Here is a 22,796-nt window from a genome sequence, read left to right as displayed (position 1 = left end):
ACCCATGCGTGGTGCCAAGAGCGCCAAGTGGGTCGCGGGTGCGGCGATCGTTGCCATGGCTGCGACCGCCTGTGGTGGCGGCGACGGTGACAGTAAGGGCAAGGGGGGTTCGGACGGCGTGATCTCCATGGAGATCGGCGAGCCGCAGAACCTGCTCGTGCCCTCGAACACCTACGAGACCGAGGGTGGCGAGGTCGTCAAGGCCGTCTTCACCGGTCTGACCAAGCTGAACGAGAAGAACGAGGTCGTCAACGACCTGGCGCAGTCGATCGAGACCAAGGACTCCAAGGTCTGGACGATCAAGCTGAAGCCCGGCTACACCTTCCACAACGGTGAGGCCGTCACGGCGAAGTCCTTCGTCGACGCCTGGAACTACGGCGCCAACCAGGACAACGCGCAGCAGACGAACCCCCTCTTCTCGCACATCGCCGGTTTCAAGGACCTGAACCCCGGCAAGGGCAAGAAGGTCGCCACCAAGGAGATGTCGGGCCTCAAGGCCGTCGACGACAACACCCTTCAGGTGACCCTGGAGACGCCGTTCTCCGCCTTCACCTCGCAGCTCTCCTTCTCGGCGTTCATGCCGCTCCCGAAGGTGTTCTTCGACAACCCGAAGGCCTTCGGCGAGGCGCCGATCGGTAACGGCCCGTACAAGATGTCGGGCAAGTTCCAGCACAACGACAAGATCTCCGTCGTCAAGTACGACAAGTACCCGGAGGCCTCGAAGTACGAGGTCAAGGGGATCAACTTCAAGATCTACTCGAACTCCGACACGTCCTACAAGGACCTGGTCGCGGGCAACCTGGACATCGACGACTCGATCCCGACGTCCGGCCTCGCCACGTACAAGAAGGACCTCGGCGACCGCGCGATCGACGAGTCGGACTCCGGTGTCGGCTACATCGGCTTCCCGCTGAAGTACAACGAGGCCTTCAAGAACAAGGACCTCCGCAAGGCGCTCTCGATGGCGATCGACCGGAAGACGATCGCCGAGAAGATCTTCCTCGGCTCCCGTATGCCGGCCGACGACTTCATCAGCCCGATCATCACCGGCTACCGTCAGGGCGCCTGTGGTGACGCGTGCAAGCTGGACGCGGCGAAGGCCAAGGAGCTCTACAAGCAGAGCGGCGGCCTGCCGAACAACACGCTGGAGATCGGCTACAACGCCGACGGCGACCACAAGGGCTGGATCGAGGCGGTCGCCAACCAGATCCAGCAGAACCTCGGCATCAAGGTCACCGCGAAGCCGTTCGAGCAGTTCCAGACCATCCTGAACGACCTGGACGCCAAGAAGTACAGCGGCGGGTTCCGTATGGGCTGGAACATGGACTACCCGAACGCGGAGAACTACCTGCGTCCGATCTTCTCCAAGGACGCCATCGAGAACGGCTCGAACTACGCGGGCTACACGAACGAGAACTTCGAGAAGCTTCTCGTCCAGGGCGACCAGGGCAAGACCCCGGAGGAGGCTGTCAAGGGGTACCAGGCGGCCGACGACATCCTGCTCGACGAGATGCCGTACATCCCCGTGTACTTCTACAAGCTCAACGCTGGCTACAGCTCGAAGATCAAGAGCATGAAGATCGCCGGTGGCGACGTCCTCTGGGACACCGTCAAGCTCAGCTGAGCGATCCAGCCCGTGAACCAACGGGCTGAGGGTGGGCAGGGGGAGTCCATTGGAGGTCTCTCCCTGCCCACCCTGTCTGCCGTCCAGCCGTCCGCACTGCCACCCCTCACCGGCACCGGGCGAGTCAGCACCCCTCTGGAGAACCGATGGGCCGATTCGTCGTGCGCCGTATCTTGCAGGCGATCCCTGTACTGATAGGCGTTACGTTCCTCATCTTCTACCTGGTCTTCGCACTCAAGGGCGATCCGATCCAGGCCCTGGCGGGCGAGAAGCGCGCCGACCCCAACATCGCGGCGATGCTGCGCGAGCAGTACCACCTCAACGACCCGAAGATCGTGCAGTACTGGCACTACATCAGTGGTGTCTTCACCGGTGACCTCGGTACGACGTACACCGGACGCTCGATCTCGGAGATCGTCAGCGAGCGCTTCCCGATCACCCTCAAGCTGGCGCTCACGGCGTTCGGCATCGAGGCGGTCATCGGCATCGTCGCGGGTATCTTCGCGGCGCTGAAGAAGGGCAAGTTCCTCGACAACCTGGTCCTCATCAGCACGCTGCTGCTGATCTCGATCCCGGTGTTCGTCCTCGGCAACGTGCTCCAGCTGGAGTTCGGCGTCAAGTGGAAGATCACGCCGGTCGCCGGTGTCGACGACGGCTGGCCCACCAGCTACGTCCTGCCCGCCTTCGTGCTGGCCTCGACCTCCATGGCGTACATCGCGCGGCTCACCCGCGCGAGCATGATGGAGTCGATCCGCGCGGACTACGTGCGCACCGCGATCGCCAAGGGTCTGCCCCGGCGCCGGGTGATCGGCATCCACACGCTGCGCAACTCGCTCATCCCCGTCGTCACCTTCCTGGGCATGGACCTGGGTGCGCTGATGGGTGGCGCGATCATCACGGAGCGGGTCTTCAACCTGCCCGGTATCGGCGGACAGCTGGCCCAGTCCGTCTACCTGCGCGAGCGTCCCGTGGTGGTCGGCATCGTCACCCTGCTCGTCCTGATCTACCTGGTGGCCAATCTCGTCGTAGACCTTCTCTACGCCGTGCTCGACCCGAGGATTCGCTATGAGTGAGAAGACCATGGAGAAGGCCGCCCAGGCCGACGCGACGGTGAGCGACAAGGCGGCCGAGGCCGAGGACAAGGCGGCGGCCCGCCAGGCGAGCCTGCTGCGCGACGGCTGGATGGACCTGCGCAAGCGGCCCATGTTCCTCATCTCCGGCTTCGTCATCGTGATCCTGCTGGCGCTGGCGATCGCCCCCGGGCTCTTCACCTCGCGCAGCCCCTTCAGCGACGGCTTCTGCCAGCTGCAGAACTCGATGGAGCCGCCCAGCTCCGGTCACCTCTTCGGCTATGACCTCCAGGGCTGCGACATCTACACGCGTACGGTCTTCGGCACCCGGAACTCGATCATCGTCGGTGTGGCCACCACGCTGATGACGACGTTCTTCGGCGCGCTGCTCGGCATGGTCGCGGGTCTGCGCGGCGGCTGGATCGACGCGATCCTCTCGCGGGTCACCGAGGTCTTCTTCGCGCTGCCGCTCATCGTCGGCGCGCTGCTGATCATGTCGATCATCGGCGGCGGCGACCCCTGGTCCGTGTCGTTCATCCTCGCGGTGCTCGGCTGGCCGCAGGTCTACCGGATCATGCGCGGCGAGGTCATCGCCAACAAGCACAACGACTACGTGATGGCGGCGAAGGCGCTGGGCGCGGACACCAAGCGGATCGCGTTCCGGCACATCCTGCCGAACACGCTCGCCCCGGTCATCGTCATCACGACGATGAACCTCGGTGTCTACATCTCGGCCGAGTCGGCGCTCTCCTACCTCGGCATCGGCATCCAGCACCCCAACATCTCCTGGGGCCTGATGATCAGTGACGTGCAGGACCGGTTCCTGACCTCCCCGCACGCCCTGCTCTTCCCCGCCGCCGTGCTCAGCATCACCGTGCTGGCGTTCATCATGCTCGGCGACGTGGTCCGCGACGCCTTCGACCCGAAGATGCGCTAGGGAGGGCGTACTCCATGACCATCATTGAGAAAACGGCGGGTGTACCCGCCCCGCGTTCCGAGGGCGACTCCGCGCCGCTCCTCGAAGTCCGCGACCTGCACGTCGAGTTCCACACCCGGGACGGCATCGCCAAGGCCGTCAACGGCGTCAACTACACCGTCTCGGCCGGCGAGACCCTCGCCGTCCTCGGCGAGTCCGGCTCGGGCAAGTCCGTGACCGCGCAGGCGATCATGGGCATCCTGGACATGCCGCCGGGCCGCATCCCGCAGGGCGAGATCCTGTTCCGCGGCAAGGACATGCTGAAGATGTCCGGCGAGGAGCGGCGGAAGATCCGCGGCCAGAAGATCGCGATGATCTTCCAGGACGCGCTCTCCTCCCTCAACCCGGTGCTCACCGTCGGCTACCAGCTCGGCGAGATGTTCCGGGTTCACCAGGGCGCCTCCCGCAAGGAGGCCAAGGCCAAGGCCATCGAGCTGATGGACAAGGTCAAGATCCCCGCCGCCGGGGCACGGGTCAACGACTACCCGCACCAGTTCTCCGGCGGTATGCGCCAGCGCATCATGATCGCGATGGCGCTCGCCCTGGAGCCCGACCTGATCATCGCGGACGAGCCGACCACCGCGCTCGACGTGACGGTCCAGGCGCAGGTCATGGACCTGCTCGCGGAGCTCCAGCGCGAGTACCACATGGGCCTGATCCTGATCACCCACGACCTCGGCGTGGTCGCCGACGTCGCGGACAAGATCGCCGTGATGTACGCGGGCCGGATCGTGGAGACCGCACCGGTGCACGAGCTCTACAAGCGCCCGGCGCACCCGTACACCCGGGGTCTGCTCGACTCGATCCCGCGCCTGGACCAGAAGGGCCAGGAGCTGTACGCGATCAAGGGCCTGCCGCCCAACCTGCTCAAGGTGCCCTCGGGCTGCGCCTTCAACCCGCGCTGCCCCAAGGCGGACGACGTCTGCCGTACGGACACGCCGCCGCTGCACCAGGTCACCGAGGCCGACGGCACGGTCCTGACCGGGCGCGGCAGCGCCTGCCACTTCTGGAAGGAGACGATCCATGGCTGAGCCGGCCAAGAAGGACGAGGCCGTGGACGCGACTCCCAGCGTCACCGACGTCGTGAAGAAGGACGCGTCGACGACGACCGAGGTCGAGGCGCTCCTCGACGTCAAGGTCGACCGCGGCGAGCCGATTCTCCAGGTGCGCAACCTGGTCAAGCACTTCCCGCTGACCCAGGGCATCCTCTTCAAGAAGCAGATCGGCGCGGTCAAGGCCGTGGACGGGGTCTCCTTCGACCTCTACCAGGGCGAGACCCTCGGCATCGTGGGCGAGTCCGGCTGTGGCAAGTCCACCGTCGCCAAGCTGCTGATGACGCTGGAGACGGCGACCGCCGGCGAGGTCTTCTACAAGGGCCAGGACATCACCAAGCTGTCCGGGCGCGCGCTGAAGGCCGTCCGCCGCAACATCCAGATGGTGTTCCAGGACCCGTACACGTCCCTGAACCCGCGGATGACGGTCGGCGACATCATCGGGGAGCCCTTCGAGATCCACCCCGAGGTGGCTCCCAAGGGCGACCGGCGCCGCAGGGTCCAGGAGCTCCTGGACGTCGTGGGTCTCAACCCCGAGTACATCAACCGCTACCCGCACCAGTTCTCGGGCGGTCAGCGCCAGCGCATCGGCATCGCCCGCGGCCTCGCGCTCAACCCCGAGATCATCATCTGCGACGAGCCGGTCTCGGCGCTCGACGTGTCGGTCCAGGCGCAGGTCATCAACCTGATGGCGAAGCTGCAGGACGAGTTCAACCTCTCCTACCTCTTCATCGCGCACGACCTGTCGATCGTCCGGCACATCTCGGACCGCGTCGGTGTGATGTACCTCGGCAAGCTGGCCGAGATCGGCTCGGACGAGGAGATCTACGAGCACCCGACGCACCCGTACACCCAGGCGCTGCTCTCCGCGGTGCCGGTGCCGGACCCCGACGCGCGTGAGCACCGTGAGCGGATCATCCTCACCGGTGACGTCCCGTCGCCGGCCAACCCGCCGTCGGGCTGCCGCTTCCGCACCCGCTGCTGGAAGGCGGAGGAGCGCTGCGCCACCGAGGAGCCGCTGCTCGCCGTGCCCGTGCGCTTCCAGGGTCAGGACGGCCCGGTCGCGCACGAGTCGGCGTGCCACTTCGCCGAGGAGAAGGACGTGGTGGGCGCGGCCTGACCGCGTCCCACCCGCGTCGTACGGAAGGGGCGCCCGGAACCTCACGGTCCCGGGCGCCCCTTCCGCGTACCCGGCGGTCCGCCCTCCACGGCCGGGCAGGCCGCCGCCCCTCAGTCGTCGAGCCGCTCGTCGTCGATGGCGACGGTGACCGTGCCCGGCGGGTAGTCGTCCTCCCGGCCGGTGAGGATGAGGTCGGTCTGGGGGCGTTGGGGGCTTGGCAGGGCGGTGTACAGGGCGTGGCAGACATCGGGTCCGCCCAGCCCGTCGCGGACCATCGCCGCGACGGCGACCGAGCCGACCGTGTCGAGCGGGTCGATGTCGATACCCGGCAGGGCCAGGGCGTTCATGCCGGAGCCCGCGTCGTCGATTTCGGCCTGCATCAGGCAGAGCGCCGGGATCAGGAGGTGGCGGAAGGAGGACGCGGCGGCGTTCTCCGCCACCCGTTCCAGTTTCCGGTGCCCGCGCGCCAGCGCCAGTACGGCGCTGGTGTCGAGGATGATCACGCGGCGTTGCCCCGCAGGATCTCCTGGGTCTTCTGCCGGGCGATCTCGTAGACGCGGTCCAGCGCGTGCGGTGTGGCGTCGAATTCCTCGTCCGTGAGCGTGGAGTGCATGCGCTCGCGCAGAATCCGGCGTGCCTCGGCGACCCGGGCCCGGGTCTGCTCGGCGGTCAGCTGCTCGGCGGCCAGGGAGGCGACCAGCGCTCCTATCGTCGTCCCGCGCTCCTTGGCGAGGGCGGCGAGGTGGTCGCGTGTGGCCTCGGGCACCTTGATGGTCGAATCAGCCATGGCTCCAAGGTACCCCGGAGATCGCCCAGGTGTACCATTTCTCCACTTTCAGTACACCAGTGCGTCGCGCCTCCCGGCCGGCCCGATCCGCCCGCCCGAACGGGCGCGGTGGGCGTGCAGTTTGTCCTCTTCCAGGGTGATATTTGGGCCTAAGTGAGACTTGGGACCCTAGGAGGACTCCATGCGCGGAGCCACGCATGCCAAGTGGGCCGCATGTGCGGCGGCCGTCGCCCTCGCGGCGACGGCCTGCGGGGGCGGAGACAGCGGCGGCGGCGGTGGTGCCTCCGGCATCGTGAGTTCGTCCTGGGGTGATCCGCAGAACCCGCTGGAGCCCGCCAACACCAACGAGGTGCAGGGCGGCAAGGTCCTCGACATGCTCTTCCGGGGGCTCAAGCGCTACGACTCGAAGACCGGCGCCGCCAAGGACATGCTCGCCGAGAAGATCGAGACCACCGACTCGACCACCTTCAAGGTGACCGTCAAGGACGGCTGGACCTTCTCCAACGGCGAGAAGGTGACCGCCAAGTCGTTCGTGGACGCCTGGAACTACGGCGCCAACCTCAAGCACAACCAGAAGAACGCCTACTTCTTCGGGTACATCGAGGGGTACGACAAGGTCCACCCCGACAAGGGCGACCCCAGCGCCGACACGCTGTCCGGGCTGATCGTCACCGGGGAGCGCACCTTCACCGTCAAGCTCAACCAGAAGTTCTCCACCTGGCCCGACACCCTCGGCTACGCCGCCTTCGCCCCGCTGCCCAAGGCGTTCTTCGACGACCACTCCGCCTGGCTGTCCAAGCCCGTCGGCAACGGCCCGTACACGGTGAACTCGTACACCAAGGGCTCCAAGCTGGAGATGCGCAAGTGGGACGGCTACCCGGGCTCCGACAAGGCGCAGAACGGCGGGGTCGACCTCAAGGTCTACACCGACAACAACACCGCCTACACCGATCTGACCGCCGGCAACCTCGACCTCGTCGACGACGTGCCCGCCTCGCAGCTCAAGAACGTCAAGGCGGACCTCGACGGGCGGTACATCAACACCCCGGCCGGGATCATCCAGACGCTCGCGTTCCCGTACTACGACGACGCCTGGAACACCCCGGGCGCGGCGAAGGTCCGCAAGGGCCTGTCGATGGCGATCAACCGCGCGCAGATCACCGACACCATCTTCCAGAAGACCCGCACCCCGGCCACCGACTGGACCTCGCCGGTGCTCGGCGCGTCGGGCGGCTATAAGTCCGGGCTCTGCGGCGACGCCTGCAAGTACGACCCGGCGCAGGCGAAGAAGCTCATCGAGGAAGGCGGCGGCATCCCCGGCGGCCAGGTGAAGATCTCGTACAACGCGGACACCGGCTCGCACAAGGAGTGGATCGACGCCATCTGCAACAGCGTCAACAACGCGATGGGCAACGACCGGGCGTGCGTGGGCAACCCGGTCGGCACCTTCGCCGACTTCCGCAACCAGATCACCCAGAGCAAGATGTCCGGGCCGTTCCGGGCGGGCTGGCAGATGGACTACCCGCTGATCCAGAACTTCCTCCAGCCGCTCTACTACACCAACGCCTCCTCCAACGACGGCAAGTGGACCAACGCCGAGTTCGACAAGCTGGTCGACGAGGCCAACGCCGAGACGGACAAGGGCAAGGCCATCGACCTGTTCCAGAAGGCCGAAGGAGTGCTGCGGGACCAGATGGGCGCCATCCCGCTCTGGTACCAGAACGGCAGCGCCGGCTACTCGTCCCGGGTCTCCAACGTCGCGCTGAACCCGTTCAGCGTCCCCGTCTACAACGAGATCAAGGTCAGCTGACGCCGGCGGAGGTGCGGCCCGGCGCTCCCCGCGCGCCGGGCCGGACCTCTTCCCAGACTCTCGGAGCGGTTCATGGGACGTTATGTGATCCGGCGTCTGCTGCAGATGATCCCGGTCTTCTTCGGCGCCACACTGCTGATCTTCCTGATGGTCAACGTGATGGGCGACCCCATCGCGGGCCTGTGCGGCGACAAGGCGTGCGACCCGGCGACCGCCACCCGCCTCAAGCGGGAGTTCGGCCTCGACAAGCCGGTCTGGCAGCAGTACGCGACGTACATGGGGAACGTGTTCACCGGTGACTTCGGGACCGCGTTCAACGGCCAGAAGGTCACCGAGCTGATGTCGACCGCCTTCCCCGTGACCATCCGGCTCACGATCATCGCCATCCTCTTCGAGATCGTCATCGGCATCACCCTCGGCGTGATCACCGGCCTGCGGCGCGGCCGCCCCGTCGACACCGCCGTACTGATCCTCACCCTCGTCGTCATCGCCATCCCGACCTTCGTCACCGGTCTGGTGCTCCAGCTGCTGCTCGGCGTCGAGTGGGGATGGATCAAGCCCTCGGTGTCCCCGGAGGCCCCGTTCAACGAGCTCCTCATCCCCGGCCTGGTTCTCGCCTCGGTCTCGCTCGCGTACGTCACCCGGCTCACCCGGACCTCGATCGCGGAGAACTCCCGCGCCGACTACGTCCGTACCGCCATCGCCAAGGGCCTGCCCAGAAGCCGTGTCATCACCCGGCATCTGCTGCGCAACTCGCTGATCCCGGTGGTCACCTTCATCGGTACGGACGTGGGCGCCCTGATGGGCGGGGCGATCGTGACCGAGCGGATCTTCAACATCCACGGCGTCGGCTACCAGCTCTACCAGGGCATCCTGCGCCAGAGCACCCAGACCGTCGTCGGCTTCGTGACCGTTCTGGTGCTGGTGTTCCTGGTGGCGAATCTCGTCGTCGACCTCCTGTACGCCGTACTCGACCCGAGGATCCGCTATGCCTGAGCCCGACTTCGACGAAGGTGCGATCTCCGCGACCGGCGCCGGCGGCGTCGGCCAGGGAGCCATCGCCCCCACCGGCACCAGCGGCCCCATGGACCTCGCGATCAGCGAGGGCGCGACCCTCGAGCAGCAGACATCAGCCGCCCCCGGCGGACGGGCTCCTGGCGGCCCGGAAGGCACCGGCCCGGCCGGCAAGCCGCGCAGCCTCTGGGGCGACGCCTGGCGGGACCTGCGGCGCAACCCCGTCTTCATCATCTCCGGCCTGATCATCCTCTTCCTGGTCGTCATCTCGCTGTGGCCGTCCCTGATCGCCTCCGGCAACCCGCTCAAGTGCGACCTCTCCAAGGCGCAGCTGGGCTCCCGGCCCGGCCATCCCTTCGGCTACGACGGCCAGGGCTGCGACGTCTACACCCGGACCGTCTACGGGGCGCGCACCTCGGTCACGGTCGGCGTCTGCACCACCCTCGGGGTCGCGCTCATCGGCTCGTTCCTGGGCGGTCTCGCCGGGTTCTTCGGCGGCGGCTGGGACGCGCTGCTCTCCCGGATCACCGACATCTTCTTCGGCATCCCCGTGGTCCTGGGCGGTCTGGTGTTCCTGTCCGTCATCACCTCGACCACCGTCTGGCCCGTGATCGGCTTCATGATCCTGCTCGGCTGGCCGCAGATCGCCCGCATCGCGCGCGGCTCGGTGATCACCGCCAAACAGAACGACTACGTCCAGGCGGCCCGCGCGCTCGGCGCCTCCAACTCCCGCATGCTGCTGCGCCACATCACGCCCAACGCGGTGGCCCCGGTGATCGTCGTGGCGACCATCGCGCTCGGCACGTACATCTCCCTCGAAGCCACGCTCTCCTACCTCGGCGTGGGGCTGAAGCCGCCGTCCGTCTCCTGGGGCATCGACATCTCGGCCGCCTCCCAGTACATCCGCAACGCGCCGCACATGCTGCTGTGGCCGGCCGGGGCGCTGGCGGTCACGGTGCTCGCGTTCATCATGCTCGGCGACGCGGTGCGCGACGCCCTCGACCCCAAGCTGCGCTGAGGAGTTGGACGCCATGCTGCTCGAAGTGCGCGACCTCCAGGTCGAGTTCAGGACCAGGGACGGGATCGCCAAGGCCGTCAACGGGGTCACCTACTCGGTGGCGGCCGGGGAGACGCTGGCCGTGCTCGGCGAGTCCGGCTCCGGCAAGTCGGTGACCGCACAGGCCGTGATGGGGATCCTGGACATGCCGCCGGGCCGGATCACCGGCGGCGAGATCGTCTTCCAGGGCCGGGACCTGCTGGGACTCAAGGAGGACGAGCGGCGCAAGGTGCGCGGCTCCGGGATGGCGATGATCTTCCAGGACGCGCTGTCCTCGCTCAATCCGGTGCTCAGCGTGGGCGCGCAGCTCGGCGAGATGTTCACGGTGCACCGGGGGATGTCCCGTACGGAGGCGAAGGCCAAGGCCGTCGAGCTGATGGACCGGGTGCGGATCCCGGCCGCCAAGGAGCGGGTCGGGCAGTATCCGCACCAGTTCTCGGGCGGTATGCGCCAGCGCATCATGATCGCCATGGCGATGGCCCTGGAGCCCGCGCTGATCATCGCGGACGAGCCGACCACCGCGCTCGACGTGACCGTCCAGGCCCAGGTGATGGAGCTGCTCGCGGAGCTCCAGCGCGAGATGAACATGGGGCTGATCCTGATCACCCACGACCTCGGGGTGGTCGCGGACGTCGCGGACCGGATCGCGGTGATGTACGCGGGCCGGATCGTCGAGGAGGCGCCGGTCCACGAGATCTACCAGGCGCCCGCGCACCCGTACACCAAGGGTCTGCTCGAATCGATCCCGCGCCTGGACCAGAAGGGCCAGGAGCTGTACGCGATCAAGGGCCTGCCGCCGAACCTGATGCACATCCCCTCGGGCTGCGCCTTCCATCCGCGCTGCCCGATGGCGCAGGACGTGTGCCGTACGGACGTCCCGCCGCTGGCGCACGTCTCCGAGGGCCGCAGGAGCGCGTGCCACTTCTGGAAGGAGTGCCTCCATGGCTGAGGCGGAGGCGATTCTGGAGGTGCGCGACCTGGTCAAGCACTACCCGCTGACCCAGGGCATCCTCTTCAAGAAGCAGGTCGGCGCGGTGAAGGCGGTCGACGGGGTCTCCTTCGACCTGGCGGCCGGGGAGACCCTCGGCATCGTCGGGGAGTCCGGCTGCGGCAAGTCGACGGTCGCCAGGATGCTGGTGAACCTGGAGCGGCCGACGGCGGGCCGGATCAAGTACAAGGGCCAGGACATCACGAAGATGTCCGGCAAGGCGCTGCGCGCGGTCCGCCGCAACATCCAGATGGTGTTCCAGGACCCGTACACGTCCCTGAACCCGCGGATGACGGTCGGGGACATCATCGGTGAGCCGTACGAGATCCACCCCGAGGTGGCTCCCAAGGGCGACCGGCGCCGCAAGGTGCAGGACCTGCTGGACGTCGTGGGCCTCAACCCGGAGTACATCAACCGGTACCCGCACCAGTTCTCCGGCGGCCAGCGCCAGCGCATCGGCATCGCGCGGGGGCTGGCCCTGCAACCCGAGATCATCGTGGCGGACGAGCCGGTGTCCGCGCTCGACGTCTCGGTCCAGGCGCAGGTGGTCAACCTCCTGGAGCGCCTGCAGAGCGAGTTCTCCCTGTCGTACGTCTTCATCGCGCACGACCTGTCGATCGTGCGGCACATCTCCGACCGGGTCGGGGTGATGTACCTCGGCCGGATCGTGGAGATCGGCCGGGACGCGGAGATCTACGACCATCCGACGCACCCGTACACCCAGGCGCTGCTCTCCGCGGTGCCGGTGCCGGATCCGTCGGCGCGCGAGCACCGGGAGCGGATCATCCTGACCGGCGATGTGCCGTCCCCGGCGAACATCCCGTCGGGCTGCCGGTTCCGCACGCGGTGCTGGAAGGCGCAGGAGCGGTGCGCCCTGGAGGTGCCGGAGCTGGCGGTCCCGGCGGTGTTCAAGCTGCTGGAGGGCCCGGCCCACCACCCTTCGGCTTGCCACTTCGCGGAGGAGAAGCAGGTAGTGCCACCGGAGTGAGTTTGGGCCGCGGCCCGGTGGTGGGCCGGGGGTACGGGCGAGTGCGATGGCGAAGCCGAGCATGTGAGGGGCGCGGGGAACTGCGCGACCAGCCCCCACCGGCCCGCAGGTGAAGGATCCGTACACACGCCAAGGCCCGCGCCCGCGGTGGTGACTGGGGTGTACGGACGCGGGCCCCGGCCCGAGCGGAGGCACTACGAACTCGGGTCAATGGGCTGTGTCCGTCGCCTCCTCGATCGCGGCGAGCGCGGGATCGAGCACCACGTCCTCGTCCCGCGCCGCGACCGTCGGTTCCTCGGGGAAATGGCACGCGGTCAGATGCCCCTCCCGGTTGCCCTCAAGCCGTACCAACGGCGGTGTCTGCGAGGCGCAGCGCTCGGCCGCCTTCCAGCACCGCGTACGGAACCGGCACCCCGACGGCGGGTCGATCGGGGACGGCACGTCACCGGCGAGCCGGATCCGCTCGCGGCCCTCGCCCTCGTCGTCCACCACCGCCTCCGGCACGGCGGAGAGCAGCGCGTGCGTGTAGGGGTGGCGGGGCCGCTCGTAGATGGAGGCCCGGTCGCCGATCTCGACGATGCGGCCCAGGTACATCACGGCCACCCGCTGCGAGAAGTGCCGCACGATCGCCAGGTCGTGGGCGACGAACAGGAACGCGATCCCCATCTCCCGCTGGAGGTTCTGGAGCAGGTTGACCACCTGCGCCTGGATCGACACGTCGAGCGCGGAGACCGGCTCGTCCGCCACGATCAGCCGGGGCCGCAGGCCCAACGCCCGGGCCACGCCGATGCGTTGGCGCTGGCCGCCGGAGAACTCGTGCGGGAAGCGGTTGTAGTGCTCGGGGTTGAGCCCGACGATCTCCAGCAGCTCGCGCACCCGCTTCTCGCGGCCGCCCGGCGGATTGACGCCGTTGACGGCCATCGGGTTGGAGATGATGTCGCCGACCGTCTGACGCGGGTTGAGCGAGGCGAACGGGTCCTGGAAGATCATCTGGATCTCGGACCGGATCGGCGCCAGCTCCTTGCGCGTGGCGTGGCTGATGTCCCGGCCCTCGTACGTGATGGTGCCCCGGGTCGGTTCGAGGAGGCGGGTGATCAGCCGGCCGGTGGTCGACTTGCCGCACCCCGACTCGCCGACCAGGCCCAGGCTCTCGCCCTGCCCGATGGTGAAGTCGACGCCGTCCACCGCGCGTACGTCCCCGACGTGGCGTCTGAGGACGAGACCGCTGGTGATCGGGAAGTACTTGACCAGTCCGGCCACTTCGAGCAGCGGCGCGGACGGACCGGATCCCTCCTGGTCGCGCGGGACCGGCACCTTGGTGAGGCTCAGCTGTTCGCTCATGATGTGTTCTCGACTCCTGGTCGGCGTCAGCGCAGCCGCGGCTGGATCTGCTCGGCGAAGATGGTGGCCTTCTGATGGGGCGTCAGATGGCAGGCGGCCCCGTGCGGCTCGTCGTCCGGGATCACCGGGCGGTCGCTGCGGCACGCACCGCCCGCGACCTGGTCCGGGAAGGCGCACCGCGGATGGAAGGGGCACCCCGGCGGCGGCGCGAGCAGGCTCGGCGGCGCCCCCGGGATCGGCACCAGCGGCAGGTCGACGGGCGAGTCGAGCCGGGGGATCGAGCCGAGCAGCCCCCAGCTGTACGGGTGGCGGGGCGCGCGCATGATCTCCCGGACCGTGCCGCGCTCCACACAGCGGCCCGCGTACATCACCATCACGTCGTCCGCGGTCTTGGCCACCACGCCGAGGTCGTGGGTGATGATGATGATCGCGGAGCCGGTCTCCTGCTGGAGGTCCTTGAGCAGGTCGAGGATCTGCGCCTGGACGGTCACGTCGAGCGCGGTCGTCGGCTCGTCCGCGATGATCAGCTCCGGGTCGCAGACCAGCGCCATCGCGATCATCGCGCGCTGGCGCATCCCGCCCGAGAACTGGTGCGGATAGTCGTCGACCCGCAGCTTGGGCTGTGGGATGCCGACCTTGCCGAGCATCTGGACCGCGCGCTCGCGGGCCTCCTTGCGGGAGGCGCCCATGTGCTTCATGTACGGCTCGGCGATCTGGCGGCCCACGGTGTGGTACGGCGAGAGCGCGGCCAGCGAGTCCTGGAAGATCATCGCCATCTTCTTGCCGCGCAGCTGGGCGAGCCGGCGCTCCGAGGCGCCGGTCAGCTCCTGCCCGTCGAGCAGGATCTCGCCCCGGATCGTGGTGTTGCGCGGGTTGTGCAGACCGAGGACGGCGAGGTTGGTGACGGACTTGCCGGAGCCCGACTCGCCGACGATGCCCAGCGTCGAGCCGCGCGCCAGGTCGAACGAGAGCCCGTCGACGGCCTTGACGGTGCCGTCCTCGGTGGCGAAGTGGACGTACAGGTCACGGACCGAGAGGAAGCCGCGGGACGCTTCGGCGACCGGCTGCGCCTCGGGCTGGCTGAGGGTGCTCACGGACGGTTCTCCTCCGGAGGTTCCTGGGCCCCGGGGTTCCGGGACCGTGAGGGTCGGCACGCGCTCAGGAGAGCCGGATCCGCGGGTCGATGAAGGCGTACGCCATGTCGACGACGATGTTGCAGAGGACGATGATCGTGGCGCCGATGAGCATCACGGCCATCTCCAGCGGCAGGTCGCTGCGGAGCACGGCCTGCACCGAGAGCGAGCCGAGGCCGTGGAGGCCGAAGGTGACCTCGGTGATGATCGCGCCCCCGAGCACCGCGCTGAGGTCGACGCCGAAGATGGTGATGACGGTGGCCATCGCACCGCGCAGCGCGTACCGCAGGAAGACGTAGCGCGAGCTCATGCCCTTGGCGCGGGCCGCGCGGATGTGGTCCTCCGACATCTGCTCGACCATCAGCGAGCGGGTCTGTCTGCTGTAGTTCGACCAGAAGATCACCGACAGGATCAGACAGGGCAGCAGCAGTCCGGCCACCGAACCGGCCGGGTCCCCGGCCCAGTCGGGGTCGTGGCCGCGGTCGAAGAGATGGACCTTGGTGGAGAGCAGCAGGATCGCGATCGGGCCGATGAAGTAGATCTGCACGGACTGGCCGAGCAGCGAGGCCGCGCTCGCGACCCGGTCGAAGAGCTTGCCCTGCTGCCAGGCGGAGACCAGGCCGAGGCCGACGCCGACGGTCAGGAAGATCGCGGCGCCGCCGACACCCAGCGAGAGCGTCGTGGGATAGCGGTCGGAGATGGTGTTCCACACCAGCTGCTGGTCGGCGAAGGAGTAGCCGAAGCAGGGCGCCGGGCAGTGCCCGACGGGCATGTCGCGCCCGGCGAAGATGCCCACCATGAAGTGCCAGTACTGCACCCAGATCGGATGGTCGAGCCCCAGGTTCTTGCGGATCAGCGCGACGTTCTGCGGGTCGCAGTTCTTGCCGCACGAGAGCAGCGCGGGGTCGGAGGGCAGGAAGAAGAAGAGGAAGTAGGTGATGGCGCTGATCAGCAGCAGGATGACCGCGGCGCCGAGCAGTCGTCGCACGAGGAAACGGAGCATCGGACTCTTCCGTCTGTATGCGGTCCCCGGCCCGTGAGCCGGGCCGGGGACCGGGCCGCCACTGCTACTGCTTCACGAAGATGGTGCTCGGGTTGATGGTGCCGAAGACCTGGTTGTAGGTGACGCCGCCGAGGCCGTCGCCATGCAGGTTGAAGTACTTGTCGTAGATGAACGGGATCTGCGAGGTGTCGCTCTGCAGCACGTACTCGGAGAGCTTGCGCCACTCGTCGTTCTGCTTGCTGATGTCGGTGAGCGCCATGATCCGGTCGATCTCGGAGTTCACCTTCGGGTCGTTCAGGAACGCGTAGTTGTTGGTGCCGTCCTGGAGGTTGCGGCCGTCCATGGTCGGCGGGACCACGGTCGAGGCGCTCGGCCAGTCGGCGCCCCAGCCGGTGCGGTAGATGTCGTACGGCGTGTTCACCTTGCCGACCACCGTGTAGTACGAGGTCGGGTCGATGGCCTTGCGCTCCACCTGGAAGCCGGCCTTCTCCAGCGCCTTCTGCAGGGTCAGCGAGACGTTCTGCCAGCGCGGGGTGTTGGCGTACGCGTAGGAGAGCTTGACCGGCGTGGTGACCCCGGCCTCCTTCAGGAGCGCCTTGGCCTTCTCCGGGTCGCCCATGGGCTTGGCGAGCTTGCCGAACGGGTCGAACTTCTGCCAGCCGGCCACCGTCGGGCTGATCAGCGTGGTGCCGAGCTCACCCTGCGCACCGCCGCCGAACGCCTGCTGCACCTGCTGCATCGGGAAGGCGTACATGATCGCCTGGCGGACCTTGGGGTTGGTGATCCGCTTGGTGTTGATGTTCATGACCTCGACGTACGGCTGGTACTCGTTGACCGTCCGCGACTTGTACTGCGAGTCCGTCGTCAGCGTCTGCATCTTCGACGGGTCGGCGGAGCCGGACATGTTCACGGCGTACTTGTCGGGCCCGGACTGGGCGGCCATCCGGTTGGTGAGGCCCGGCTCGGCGATGCCGAGCTGGAACTCCCACTTGTCGGGGTAGGCGTTGCGGATCGGGTCGCTCTTGGGGTCCCAGTTGGTGTTGCGCACGAAGGACAGCGACTTGCCCGGCTTGTAGTCCGCGATCCTGTACGGGCCGGAGGCGACCGGGTGGTTGTTGTACTTCTGCTTGTCGTCCTTGGCCTTGGGCACCGGCGACACGTTCGGCATCGACATCGCGTACGGGGCGTCCGCGTGGGCGTCCTTGAAGTGGAAGACGATGGTCTTGTCGTCGGGCGTCGCCAGGACGGTGTCGGGCAGCTCCTTGCCGGCGTACGGGCCCGTGTAGGCCTTGCGGTAGTCGGGGCCGAACATCCACTTCTGGACGTACTGCGGGCCCTGCGTCTGGTAGTCCGCGAAGAGCCGCTCGATGCCGTACTTGATGTCCTTGGACGTGATCGGCGTGCCGTCCTCGAACTTCAGGTTGTCCTTGAGCGTGTACGTCCAGGTCTTGGCGCCGTCCGAGGAGGTGCCGGTGTCGGTGGCGAGGTCGCCGACCAGAATCGTTTTTCCGGTCTTGGCGTCGATCTTGTAGCCGGTCAGCGAGCGGTTGTAGAGCAGTTGGAGCGAGAGCATGTCGCTGACGTACTGCTGGCCCGGGTCGAGATAGTCGAAGCCCGCCTGGTCCAGGTCGTAGGCCGTGCCGCCCGGCTTGGCTCCGTCGACGGGAACCGCCGGGCCGGTGGAGTCGGCCTTGGTGCCGATGCCGAAGTTCTGCACCGACGCCTTTTTGCCGCCGTCGCCGCCGGAACCCTTTTTGCCGTCGTCGGACCCACCGCTGCTGCACGCGGCCGTGAGTGTCAATGCCCCTGCCGCCAGAAACGCGGAGGCGTAGCGCGCCTTGCGAATTCTCATTGATTCCTGCCTGTCAGGATGTGGACGGTTCAGCGGACGGTCTTGGGGTCGAGTGCGTCCCGGACCGAATCCCCGAGCAGGTTGAAGGCGACGACGAAGATCAGCATCGCGATGCCGGGGAAGAACATGAAGGTGACGTCGGACTCGAAGTACGAGGCGCCCGACTGGAAAAGCAGACCCCAGTCCGGGGTCGGCGGCTGGATGCCGACGCCGAGAAAGGAAAGTCCCGCCTCCGCCGTGACATTGGCCGGAAGAAGGAGTGTGGCCTGGACGAGGACCGTCGACCAGATGTTCGGCAGGACTTCCTTGCGGATGATCCGCCAGTTCGAGGCGCCGCTCAGCCGGGCCGCCTCGATGAACTCGCGCTCGCGCAGCGAGAGCACCTGGGCCCGCACGAGCCGGCCCACCACCATCCACCCGAGCAGGAACTGCACCAGGATCAGCGCCACGATACGTACGTACGTGGGCTCCTCGTCCCGGGGCGAGACGAACAGCGCGACGATCACCGGGGTGAAGGCGATGAAGAAGAGCTGCTGCGGGAACGACAGCATCAGGTCCGAGAACCGGCCCAGGAAGTAGTCGACCTTGCCGTGCAGATAGCCCTGGACCAGGCCGATCAGCACCCCGGTGGCGACCGAGACCACAGTGACCGCCAGCGAGATGAACAGCGAGGTGCGGATCCCGTAGATCAGCAGCGTGAACACATCGCGGCCCAGGTTCGGTTCGACGCCGAACCAGAAGTCGCCGTCGATACCGCCGTTGGGTTTCAGCGGAATGCCGTAGCTGTTCAGCAGCCCGCGGTCCTGGCCGTAGAGCTGATAAGGATCTTTCCCGTACAGCTTCGCGATCAAGGGTGCCGCGAAAGCGATGAGAATGAAGGCGAGCACCGTGACGGCACAGGCGATGCCCACCCGGTCGCGTTTGAACCGCGCCCATGCGAGGCGGCCGGGAGAGCGTCCCATGAGTTCGGTCGCCGTCAGTCCCGTGCCCGTACCGGAATCCCCGCCAGGCGGAAGAGGATCAGTTGGTTCTGTGGCGGCCTGGGTTGAACTCGTCATCGCGGATAGCCCCCGCACCGAGAGAGTCGAACGGCGCCCGAAGGCGTCATTGATTGACCGGAACATTCATGGGCCCGGCCTTGTGCGTCAAGGGGTTTGAGCATGCTGGTGTGTGATCACGGGAGAACTTGGCACAAGATTTCGCACATCGAGGCGACTGCGTGCTTGACAGGGCGGCGGAGCGGGCGACATGGCTCCATAAATGCCCATCAATTTCGTTAACAAGCAGGCAACTTGACTGACGCATCACCGATATACGAACGCGTCACGCTGAACACCGTACGGCCGTGCGGGTGCCGTAGGCCGACCGGGGTGGCCAGACCGCCCCGGCCGGCCGCCTCCGCCCCGACCGAGCCACGCACCCCCTCTTGTCCATCCGAGCACCGCGGGTGGAGGATTCGCCCGAGCAGGCGCTCGCTCGTACGCCAACCGGGGGGACGGCAAGGGGCATGACGCAGCCACAGACACTCACGGCCGGGGCCCGGCTGACCGGGGCCGTCCTGTGCGCCTTCCTCGCCGTGCTGACCGCCGCCTGGCTCGCCCGTGACGTCCAGGCCGCCCGCAGCCTGGCCGACCTGTGGTGGTTCTGGTCCGGCGCGCCCAAGCACGGCGGCACCCCGCTGACCACCGGCGTCCTCGACCTCGTCCTCCTCGTGGTCTACGCGGTGGCGGCCGCGGTCGTGCCCCGCTCACCGGCCGCCGCGGCCGTGCTGTGCTGCGTCGGGGCCGTCACCGCGGCGCTGCGGGTGTCGTCCCTGTGGGTGCTCCACCACGACGACTGGACGGACTCGACCGCCCTGCACGATCTGCACCGGCGGGCGCTGCTCAGCACCTTCGCGGCGCTGGCGGCCGGGCTCGCCCTGGTGATCACGGCCGCCGCCGGACGCAGGCCCGACGGCGCCCCGGGGCCGCGCCCGGCGGCCCGGCCGGGCGCGGGCGCCGCGCTCACCGCGTTCGTGCTGCTCGGCGCCGCCGGTCTGGTGGGGCTGGCCTGGGAGATCTACTGGGCCGTGGAACTCCCCGGCGAGGAGTACCGGGCGCGGTTCAGCGGCAAGCGCCTGCCCCTGCTCTGGGTGCCGGGCGGCTGGATGGCGGTCGTCCTGGTGGCGATCGCGCTGACGGCCGCGGCCGGCGGCCTCGCGCGAGCCGTCCACGTACGGCCGCTCGGCCTGACAGCCGCCGCGATCCTGGCCGCCTCCGGCGGCGTCGGGATCAGCCTGGCCGTACGGTTCGAACTGCTCGACCGCTTCGGCCACTTGGACACCGCCGTCCAGTTGCAGGTGCTGACGTGGTTCTTCCAGCTGGTCGTGGGGCTCCTGCTGGTCCCGGTGCTCGCCAGGCGCGGCCCCGAGGACCCGGCGGACGCGGCCGGGTCGCCCTGGCAGCCGCAGTACCCGCCGTACGCGCCCTACTCGCCCCAGGCGCCCAGGGACAGCCACGGCGGCGGCTTCGGCCCGCCGCCCCCGGGCTTCGGACCGCCCCCGCCGCCCGCCTCACCGCCGCCGGGCTGGTGAGGGCGGCGAGGGAGGCGAGCGGCGGGGCCCGGGTCTCCAGGCTCCCGGCTCCCCGGCTCCCGGCTCCCAGGGTCCGGGCTCCCGGGTTTCAGATCTCCAACGAGCGCTTCAGGAAGTCCACTTGGAGCAGCAGCAGATTCTCCGCCACTTGTTCCTGCGGGGTCATATGGGTCACGCCCGTGAGGGGCAGCACCTCATGGGGGCGTCCGGCGGCGAGCAGGGCCGAGGAGAGCCGCAGCGTGTGTGCCGCGACCACATTGTCGTCCGCGAGACCGTGGATGATCATCAACGGCCGGTGCTGCTCGGCCGGCTGGGACAGCCCGGAGTCGGTGACCAGCGAGTTCGCCTCGTAGACCGAGGGGCCGGCTTGCGGGTCGCCGAGGTAGCGCTCGGTGTAGTGGGTGTCGTAGAGGCGCCAGTCGGTCACCGGCGCGCCCGCGATCCCCGCGTGGAAGACGTCGGGGCGGCGCAGCACCGCGAGCGCCGACAGATAGCCGCCGTAGGACCAGCCGCGCATCGCCACCCGGCCCAGGTCCAGCGGGAAGCTGCCCGCCAGGCCGTGCAGCGCCTCGATCTGGTCGTCGAGGGTGAGCGTGAGGTCGTCCCGGATCGCCTTCTCCCAGCCGGGGGAGCGGCCGGGGGCGCCGCGCCCGTCGGCCACGATCACCGCGAAGCCCTGGTCGGCGAACCATTGCGAGGTCAGATGGGCGTTGTGGGCGGCGTACACGCGTTGGCCGTGGGGCCCGCCGTAGGGATCCATCAGGACAGGAAGGGGACCGTCCGCCTCCGAGTAATCGGCGGGGAGCAGCACGGCGCATGGGATGCGGCGTGCGCCCCCCTCGGTCAGCCGGACCCGGGCCGTGAGCACGGGAGTCTCCGCGTGCGAGTCGACCACCGCGACCGTCTTGCCGTCCCGCTCCACCCGGACCGTGGTGCCCGGGCTGTCCGGACGGGCCGAAGTGAGAACCGTCACCGGTCCGCCCCGGACCGCCGAGTGCACTCCCGCACCCTCCGAAACCCGCTCGATACCCAGCTCATTGACCCGGTACACATGGATCTCCCCGGTTTCGGGAGCACGGGCCGCCTCGCCGGCCGACGCCGAGACCAGGATGTCGTCGGCTCCGATGTCCAGCACGGCCCGGATCTGCAGCTGCCCTCCGGTCAGCGGACGGTCGCCCGCCGCCAGGACGCGCGCCCCGCCCTCGTCCGCGATCCGGACCAGCCGGCCGTCCGGCGCCCAGGCCGGGACGCCGGGGAAGAGATCCAGCCACACCGCGTCCTCGTCCACATGGACCGTCCGGGTCTTCCCCGACTCCGTGTCCACGGCCAGGTGCACCTGAAGGCGCTGGTCCCGCGCCTGCACCAGGAGCAGCGGGGCGCCCGCCGCCGACCAGTGCACCCGCGCCAGATACGGGTAGCGCACCCGGTCCCAGACGATCTCGGTCCGGGACCCGTCGAGCCCGTACCGGAACAGCCGCACCTCGGCGTTGGGCGTGCCCGCCGCCGGATAGGCGACCCGCTGCGGCTCGCGGTCGGGGTTGGCCGGGTCGGCGATCCACCAGCGCCGCACGGGGCTCTCGTCGGCCCGCGCCACCAGGAGCGCGTCCCCGTCGGGCGACCACCAGTAGCCCCGCGAGCGGTCCATCTCCTCGGCCGCGATGAACTCCGCGAGACCGTAGGTGACCTCCGGCGACTCCGGCTCGGCGAGCACCCGGTCACCCTCGCCGTCCGCCCCGGTGACCCGCAGGGCGCCCCGCACCACATAGGCGACCAGGCGGCCGTCGGGCGAGGGGCGGGGGTCGATCACCGGCCCGGGGACGGGCAGTTCACGGGTGGTGCCGGCCCGCAGCTCGGCCGTGAACAGCCGGCCCGAGAGCGCGAAGGCGGCCAACTCCACCGCCGCGTCCGTCGCGTAGCCGACGACGCCCGCCGCGCCCTCGCGGCTGCGCTCGCGCCGCGCCTTCTCCTCCTCCGACAGCTCCTCAGAGGCTCCGCCGAGGAGCGCCCGGGGATCCGCCGCGAGCCGTTCGCGCGCGCCGTCCTCCAGATCGAGCACCCAGAGGCTGTTGGCCGGATCCGTACCCCCAGGGGCCCTCAGAAAGGCCACCCGGCTGCCGTCCGGCGCCACCGTGAAGGCGCGGGGCGCACCGAGCGTGAAGCGCTGGGTCCTGGCGTACTGACGGGGAAACGAGGGTTCCCCAGGGGCAATTGAGGTCATGGGGCGAACCTAGCGGCACCCGTCCGCACCTGCTCGTACGTGGGGGGTGTGCGCCCCTTGTGCGCCCGTGCACCGATCAATGCGTTCCGCCGGATAGTTATGATCCATAGTGGGGGGTGGGTATGACATCTGCATGCCCCCAGGCACGTAGCTCTGCCCGACCGACTGGCTCTGCCCGACCGACAGATGGA

General features: G+C 68.5%; 19 protein-coding genes. 11 read left to right on the top strand and 8 right to left on the bottom strand.

All coding sequences use genetic code 11. The annotated features are described in order from the left end of the window. Positions 1-4: 4 nt before the first annotated feature. From AB0G17_RS28020 to AB0G17_RS28000, 5 genes are all read left to right on the top strand, one after another. Positions 5-1,624: an ABC transporter substrate-binding protein gene (locus AB0G17_RS28020; protein ID WP_361388596.1), complete on the top strand. Its 1,620-nt coding sequence runs from the start codon at positions 5-7 to the stop codon at positions 1,622-1,624. A 146-nt stretch (positions 1,625-1,770) separates the two neighbouring features. Then, a complete protein-coding gene (locus AB0G17_RS28015) occupies positions 1,771-2,697 on the top strand; it encodes an ABC transporter permease (protein ID WP_358836005.1) in 927 nt (308 codons plus the stop codon). Continuing rightward, positions 2,690-3,631, top strand: coding sequence for an ABC transporter permease (locus tag AB0G17_RS28010; protein WP_361388592.1), 942 nt, complete (start codon positions 2,690-2,692; stop codon positions 3,629-3,631). The genes AB0G17_RS28015 and AB0G17_RS28010 overlap by 8 nt, the downstream gene beginning before the upstream one ends. Positions 3,632-3,645: 14 nt before the next feature. Beyond that, positions 3,646-4,701 carry an ABC transporter ATP-binding protein gene (locus AB0G17_RS28005; RefSeq protein WP_361388589.1) on the top strand — a complete coding sequence of 352 codons (1,056 nt, stop codon included), beginning with the start codon at positions 3,646-3,648 and terminating at the stop codon, positions 4,699-4,701. Then, positions 4,694-5,842, top strand: coding sequence for a dipeptide ABC transporter ATP-binding protein (locus AB0G17_RS28000; protein WP_361388586.1), 1,149 nt, complete (start codon positions 4,694-4,696; stop codon positions 5,840-5,842). The genes AB0G17_RS28005 and AB0G17_RS28000 overlap by 8 nt, the downstream gene beginning before the upstream one ends. Before the next feature lie 110 nt (positions 5,843-5,952). On the opposite strand, the gene AB0G17_RS27995 is transcribed toward AB0G17_RS28000, so the two are convergent. Next, positions 5,953-6,345, bottom strand: a complete 393-nt coding sequence (locus AB0G17_RS27995) for a hypothetical protein (protein WP_361388583.1) — start codon at positions 6,343-6,345, stop codon at positions 5,953-5,955. Then, positions 6,342-6,629 (bottom strand): hypothetical protein, encoded by a 288-nt coding sequence (locus tag AB0G17_RS27990; protein WP_361388580.1) that lies wholly within the window; start codon positions 6,627-6,629, stop codon positions 6,342-6,344. The genes AB0G17_RS27995 and AB0G17_RS27990 overlap by 4 nt, the downstream gene beginning before the upstream one ends. A 181-nt stretch (positions 6,630-6,810) precedes the next feature. On the opposite strand from AB0G17_RS27990, the gene AB0G17_RS27985 reads away from it, so the two are divergent. From AB0G17_RS27985 to AB0G17_RS27965, 5 genes are all read left to right on the top strand, one after another. Beyond that, positions 6,811-8,439 carry an ABC transporter substrate-binding protein gene (locus AB0G17_RS27985; protein ID WP_361388577.1) on the top strand — a complete coding sequence of 543 codons (1,629 nt, stop codon included), beginning with the start codon at positions 6,811-6,813 and terminating at the stop codon, positions 8,437-8,439. 72 nt (positions 8,440-8,511) lie between these two features. Further along, complete coding sequence (locus tag AB0G17_RS27980) at positions 8,512-9,435, top strand: ABC transporter permease (protein ID WP_361388574.1); 924 nt, start codon at positions 8,512-8,514, stop codon at positions 9,433-9,435. Continuing rightward, the gene (locus AB0G17_RS27975) at positions 9,428-10,471 is read left to right on the top strand and encodes an ABC transporter permease (RefSeq protein ID WP_361388571.1); all 1,044 of its coding nucleotides are present in this window, start codon (positions 9,428-9,430) and stop codon (positions 10,469-10,471) included. Before AB0G17_RS27980 ends, AB0G17_RS27975 begins: the two co-directional genes overlap by 8 nt. Before the next feature lie 13 nt (positions 10,472-10,484). Continuing rightward, the gene (locus AB0G17_RS27970) at positions 10,485-11,459 is read left to right on the top strand and encodes an ABC transporter ATP-binding protein (RefSeq protein ID WP_361388568.1); all 975 of its coding nucleotides are present in this window, start codon (positions 10,485-10,487) and stop codon (positions 11,457-11,459) included. After that, on the top strand, positions 11,452-12,486 hold the full coding sequence (locus AB0G17_RS27965; protein WP_361388565.1) for a dipeptide ABC transporter ATP-binding protein: 1,035 nt from the start codon (positions 11,452-11,454) through the stop codon (positions 12,484-12,486). The genes AB0G17_RS27970 and AB0G17_RS27965 overlap by 8 nt, the downstream gene beginning before the upstream one ends. A 207-nt stretch (positions 12,487-12,693) precedes the next feature. Here the strand turns inward: AB0G17_RS27965 and AB0G17_RS27960 are convergent, their stop codons facing one another. The 5 genes from AB0G17_RS27960 to AB0G17_RS27940 all read right to left on the bottom strand — a co-directional run bounded on the left by AB0G17_RS27960 (position 12,694) and on the right by AB0G17_RS27940 (position 18,873). Then, the gene (locus AB0G17_RS27960; RefSeq protein ID WP_361388562.1) at positions 12,694-13,827 is read right to left on the bottom strand and encodes a dipeptide ABC transporter ATP-binding protein; all 1,134 of its coding nucleotides are present in this window, start codon (positions 13,825-13,827) and stop codon (positions 12,694-12,696) included. Positions 13,828-13,853: 26 nt separating this feature from the next. After that, positions 13,854-14,921 (bottom strand): ABC transporter ATP-binding protein, encoded by a 1,068-nt coding sequence (locus AB0G17_RS27955; RefSeq protein WP_361388559.1) that lies wholly within the window; start codon positions 14,919-14,921, stop codon positions 13,854-13,856. Between the two features lie 64 nt (positions 14,922-14,985). Beyond that, a complete protein-coding gene (locus AB0G17_RS27950; protein ID WP_361388556.1) occupies positions 14,986-15,963 on the bottom strand; it encodes an ABC transporter permease in 978 nt (325 codons plus the stop codon). Between the two features lie 64 nt (positions 15,964-16,027). Then, the gene (locus tag AB0G17_RS27945; protein ID WP_361388553.1) at positions 16,028-17,815 is read right to left on the bottom strand and encodes an ABC transporter substrate-binding protein; all 1,788 of its coding nucleotides are present in this window, start codon (positions 17,813-17,815) and stop codon (positions 16,028-16,030) included. Between the two features lie 29 nt (positions 17,816-17,844). Further along, positions 17,845-18,873, bottom strand: a complete 1,029-nt coding sequence (locus tag AB0G17_RS27940) for an ABC transporter permease (RefSeq protein WP_361388550.1) — start codon at positions 18,871-18,873, stop codon at positions 17,845-17,847. A 449-nt stretch (positions 18,874-19,322) separates the two neighbouring features. On the opposite strand from AB0G17_RS27940, the gene AB0G17_RS27935 reads away from it, so the two are divergent. After that, the gene (locus AB0G17_RS27935; RefSeq protein ID WP_361388547.1) at positions 19,323-20,387 is read left to right on the top strand and encodes a hypothetical protein; all 1,065 of its coding nucleotides are present in this window, start codon (positions 19,323-19,325) and stop codon (positions 20,385-20,387) included. Between the two features lie 88 nt (positions 20,388-20,475). Here the strand turns inward: AB0G17_RS27935 and AB0G17_RS27930 are convergent, their stop codons facing one another. Then, a complete protein-coding gene (locus AB0G17_RS27930; RefSeq protein WP_361388544.1) occupies positions 20,476-22,605 on the bottom strand; it encodes a prolyl oligopeptidase family serine peptidase in 2,130 nt (709 codons plus the stop codon). Positions 22,606-22,796 lie beyond the last annotated feature (191 nt).

The organism is Streptomyces sp. NPDC023838 (assembly GCF_040639555.1).
Classification (GTDB): Bacteria; Actinomycetota; Actinomycetes; order Streptomycetales; family Streptomycetaceae; genus Streptomyces.
This window is presented reverse-complemented; position numbering and strand designations above follow the sequence as displayed.

Bases quoted from the DNA above. Each gene is read 5' to 3' on its own strand.
- AB0G17_RS27980 (WP_361388574.1), top strand. From the start codon at position 8,512: ATGGGACGTTATGTGATCCGGCGTCTGCTGCAGATGATCCCGGTCTTC.
- AB0G17_RS27965 (WP_361388565.1), top strand. From the start codon at position 11,452: ATGGCTGAGGCGGAGGCGATTCTGGAGGTGCGCGACCTGGTCAAGCAC.
- AB0G17_RS27985 (WP_361388577.1), top strand. From the start codon at position 6,811: ATGCGCGGAGCCACGCATGCCAAGTGGGCCGCATGTGCGGCGGCCGTC.
- AB0G17_RS27975 (WP_361388571.1), top strand. From the start codon at position 9,428: ATGCCTGAGCCCGACTTCGACGAAGGTGCGATCTCCGCGACCGGCGCC.
- AB0G17_RS28005 (WP_361388589.1), top strand. From the start codon at position 3,646: ATGACCATCATTGAGAAAACGGCGGGTGTACCCGCCCCGCGTTCCGAG.
- AB0G17_RS27930 (WP_361388544.1), bottom strand. From the start codon at position 22,605: ATGACCTCAATTGCCCCTGGGGAACCCTCGTTTCCCCGTCAGTACGCC.
- AB0G17_RS27970 (WP_361388568.1), top strand. From the start codon at position 10,485: ATGCTGCTCGAAGTGCGCGACCTCCAGGTCGAGTTCAGGACCAGGGAC.
- AB0G17_RS27950 (WP_361388556.1), bottom strand. From the start codon at position 15,963: ATGCTCCGTTTCCTCGTGCGACGACTGCTCGGCGCCGCGGTCATCCTG.
- AB0G17_RS28010 (WP_361388592.1), top strand. From the start codon at position 2,690: ATGAGTGAGAAGACCATGGAGAAGGCCGCCCAGGCCGACGCGACGGTG.
- AB0G17_RS28000 (WP_361388586.1), top strand. From the start codon at position 4,694: ATGGCTGAGCCGGCCAAGAAGGACGAGGCCGTGGACGCGACTCCCAGC.
- AB0G17_RS27945 (WP_361388553.1), bottom strand. From the start codon at position 17,815: ATGAGAATTCGCAAGGCGCGCTACGCCTCCGCGTTTCTGGCGGCAGGG.
- AB0G17_RS28015 (WP_358836005.1), top strand. From the start codon at position 1,771: ATGGGCCGATTCGTCGTGCGCCGTATCTTGCAGGCGATCCCTGTACTG.
- AB0G17_RS27940 (WP_361388550.1), bottom strand. From the start codon at position 18,873: ATGACGAGTTCAACCCAGGCCGCCACAGAACCAACTGATCCTCTTCCG.
- AB0G17_RS27990 (WP_361388580.1), bottom strand. From the start codon at position 6,629: ATGGCTGATTCGACCATCAAGGTGCCCGAGGCCACACGCGACCACCTC.
- AB0G17_RS28020 (WP_361388596.1), top strand. From the start codon at position 5: ATGCGTGGTGCCAAGAGCGCCAAGTGGGTCGCGGGTGCGGCGATCGTT.
- AB0G17_RS27935 (WP_361388547.1), top strand. From the start codon at position 19,323: ATGACGCAGCCACAGACACTCACGGCCGGGGCCCGGCTGACCGGGGCC.
- AB0G17_RS27960 (WP_361388562.1), bottom strand. From the start codon at position 13,827: ATGAGCGAACAGCTGAGCCTCACCAAGGTGCCGGTCCCGCGCGACCAG.